3 protein-coding genes are annotated in these 3,167 nt (G+C 70.9%); all 3 read right to left on the bottom strand.

Annotation, left to right across the window (positions count from 1 at the left end; translation table 11 throughout):
- Positions 1-1,632: S9 family peptidase (locus VF697_RS15040; RefSeq protein ID WP_331095532.1), on the bottom strand; the 1,632-nt coding region annotated here is incomplete at its 3' end.
- A 135-nt stretch (positions 1,633-1,767) separates the two neighbouring features.
- Positions 1,768-2,490 (bottom strand): hypothetical protein, encoded by a 723-nt coding sequence (locus VF697_RS15035; protein ID WP_331095531.1) that lies wholly within the window; start codon positions 2,488-2,490, stop codon positions 1,768-1,770.
- A gap of 128 nt (positions 2,491-2,618) precedes the next feature.
- Positions 2,619-2,945 carry a divalent-cation tolerance protein CutA gene (cutA, locus tag VF697_RS15030; protein WP_331095529.1) on the bottom strand — a complete coding sequence of 109 codons (327 nt, stop codon included), beginning with the start codon at positions 2,943-2,945 and terminating at the stop codon, positions 2,619-2,621.
- Positions 2,946-3,167 lie beyond the last annotated feature (222 nt).

Genomic DNA, 3,167 nt, shown 5'->3' with positions numbered 1-3,167 from the left:
CTTCTCCGAGTGCTCCTCCAGCACCTCCAGGTTGGAGACGCTCGCATGGCTGGTGCCGCAGCGGAGGATGTCGCGGAAGGCCAGCAGGGACAGGGTGGTGTAGCCCCCCGCGCCGCTGCCGCGAGCCGCCAGCCGCTTCGCGTCCGCCTTGCCATCCTGCACCAGCCGCAGCGCGGCGTTGGCGCAGTCATCCACGTCCAGCACGCCCCAGTTGCCGTACAGCGACAGGCGGTACTCGCGGCCGTAGCCGGTGCTGCCCCGGTAGTTGACGTCCACCACGCCGAAGCCCCGGCTGGTGAAGTACTGGAGGGCCCAGTCCAGCTTCGTCGAGGCGGACGCCGTGGGGCCGCCGTGGTTCATGATGAGCAGGGGCGGCTTCTCGCCCGCGGGCGCCCTGTAGTCCGGGTTGTGCGGCGGGTAGTACCAGGCATGGGCCTCGCCCAGCTCGCTGGTGGGGTAGTGCAGCGGCTCGCCGCGCGACAGGTACGGCGCGAGCTCCCCCGGCACCTGGCTGGAGGCCTTGAGCACCTGCGGCTTGCCCGACTCCATGTCCAGCCGCACCACCGAGGCGGGGTGCTCCGGCCCGCCGCCCACGAAGCACGCCGTGGCGAAGCCCCCGCGCACCTGGGTGATGTCCGTGTAGGGCAGGCTCAGCTCGGCGAACTGGCCGAGCACCACGTCCAGCCGTCCCAGCTTCCACTGGCCCTGCTCGTTGAAGGCGCACACCACGTGCCGCGGCGAGATGAAGGCATACGTGGACATGCCCAGGCTCCACTGGGCCGCGCCGAACTCCGCCTTGCGCTCCAGCACCGGCACCACGCTGCGCCCCTGCAGCCGGTAGAGGTTCCACCAGTTGTTGCGGTCGCTCACGAAGTACAGCTCGCCCTGGGGCGACCACTCGGGCTGGAAGATGGACTCGGTGCTGCCGCCGGCCACCAGCGTCGGGTGGCGCAGCGTGCCGTCCTCGTCCACGTCCGCCACCCACAGCTCGCAGCCGTCCCACGGCATGCAGGGGTAGTCCCAGGCGAGCCACGCCAGGCGCCGGCCGTTGGGGCTCAGGCTCGGCGAGGAGTAGAAGTCACGGCCCTCGGCCAGCACCCGCTGCTTCTGCCCGTCGAGGTCCACCGCCACCAGCGAGCTGCGCGGCTGGCCGTCCTCGAGGTTGCGCCAGTCCTCGCGCACCGCCAGCACGCGGTTGCGCGAGCGGTCGATGATGAGGTCTCCGAAGCGGTGCTTGCCGCCCGTCTCCGGCGTGAGCGGCACCGGCGTGCGGCCCGGGTTCACCCGGTACAGCCGCTGATCCGGGTTCGTCCCGCTGCTGACGTGGTTGACGAAGATGACCAGCCCCTCGGACACCGCGAAGGAGCCACCGCCCTGCCCGTACACGAGGCTGCGCGAGCTGTAGACGGGCCTGCCCTCACCCGGCGGGGGGAGGATCTCCGAGAGCGTCCCGTCCGCGGTGCGCCGCACGAGGGCGTGCCGTCCCCGCTCGCCCGGGCGGATCTCCTGCCAATACACGTCGTCGCCATCGACGGCCACCTCTCCCAGCGAGAGGGACTGGGAGGAGATGAGGTCGGCGGTGATGGGGGACTTCCAGGAACCGTAGGCAGCCTCTCGACTCGAGAGCGTCATGAGCAGGCCTTTCCTTGGGGCGCGAGAAGGAGGGAGAGGCCTCTGATGTAGCACGCTGGAGCGACACGCCGGGTCGGGGGCGGGGGCCGCGTCCCGGCGGGAAGTGTTACGTTCTGGTCACCTGGGCGCAACGCCTCAGAAGGAGCCGCCCAGGCCGAGCAGCGCGCCCCGCGAGGAGACGGACAGCAGGGGCTGGAGGCGAGGGCGCGCGGCGGCCCTGGCGGTGAGTTGGGGCGTGGGCTCCTTGTTGGAGATCTCGTAGAAGAGGATGGGGCCCGCCAGGGTGGACAGCCCGATCACGGTGCCAGCGACCCGGCCTTCCGGGTCCATCTTCAGCGTCAGGGCGCCCAGCAGGCCGCCCACGAGGGCTCCCGCGCCCAGACCGGCGATCGACATGAGCAGGCTTCCATTGCCGCCGGTGACCTCGCCCCCCCACCACACGCCCACGGGATACCCGATGGCCAGGCCGAGGCTGCCCACGAGGGTGCCCGTCACCAAGCAACCCAGGCCAAGGGAGTCGGTGGGGCCACCCGTGGCCGCGCACAGGCCCAGGCCGATCAGTCCACCGGCGAGGCCGCCGCCCACCGACGTCACCGCGCCGGCCGCCGCCTCCGCGAGCAGGCGCAGCCCGAGGGGCGCCTGGCGCCGGGGCTCCGGGGCGGGCTCATCCACCAACCGCAGGGGGGCGCGCTCGTCGGTACCCGGGATGTCGGAGGGCGTCTCCTCGGCGGTGGTGGGTACCTCCTCGTCGGGGGTGGCGAGTGGCGCGTCCTGCGCGGCCAGACCCACGCGGGGGACGAGGAGCAGCAGGGAGAGCAGCAACGGAAGCTTGGCCCAGGAGGGCAGGGGGGTCGTCATGTCCGCGACATCTTGCAACGGATGGGCCCGAGCCCGCTCCCCTGGAGACGACGGTGACCGTTCGGCGCGGCGCCTCGCGGAATGAGCAGCCGGCTGCACAAGGGTGTCACCCGGGCTGCGCGGACGCGTCACCCGAGGGAGCGCACGTTGTCCCGGATCCATTGCAGGTACGGCGCGTGGCCCTCCGCCACGTCCAGTCGCAGCACCTCCGGACACTGGTAGGAGTGGAGCTCCACCACCCGCTGCCGCAGCGCCTCGAAGAGCGGAGCGCGTGTCTTGAGGATGAGCAGCGCCTCCGGCTCGTCGTGCACCTTGCCTTCCCAGCGGTAGATGGAGCGCAGGCCGGGCACCACGTTGCCGCACGCCGCGAGCTCCTCCTCCACCAGCATGCGGGCGATCTCGGCGGCCTTGTCGGCCGTGGGCGCGGTCACGAGGACGAGGATGGCATCGGTCATGGGGCAGGCATATCCGCTCGCTCGTGGACGCGGAAGGGGGCCAATTCCTGGCGCACCAACTATCTCAACCCGTGAGAGTTATTGTTCAGACGGATCATTCCCGACTCCCGACATGGAATGTTTTCCCTGAATTAAACCAAGCTCTCAAATGCTGTGCATTGGGAGACAAAGAGCCCTCGGTAGGGGCGTGTCCGACCCCGTGTGAGCGGCCCCATCCGTCCG

The sequence above is a fragment of the Archangium sp. genome (assembly GCF_036388035.1).
GTDB lineage: Bacteria > Myxococcota > Myxococcia > Myxococcales > Myxococcaceae > Archangium.
The sequence above is the reverse complement of the archived record's forward strand: the minus strand, read 5'-3'. Positions and strand labels throughout refer to the sequence as shown.

What these genes read in the sequence shown, in the direction of transcription:
- VF697_RS15035 (WP_331095531.1), bottom strand. Translation starts at nt 2,490, where the DNA reads ATGACGACCCCCCTGCCCTCCTGGGCCAAGCTTCCGTTGCTGCTCTCC.
- cutA (WP_331095529.1), bottom strand. Translation starts at nt 2,945, where the DNA reads ATGACCGATGCCATCCTCGTCCTCGTGACCGCGCCCACGGCCGACAAG.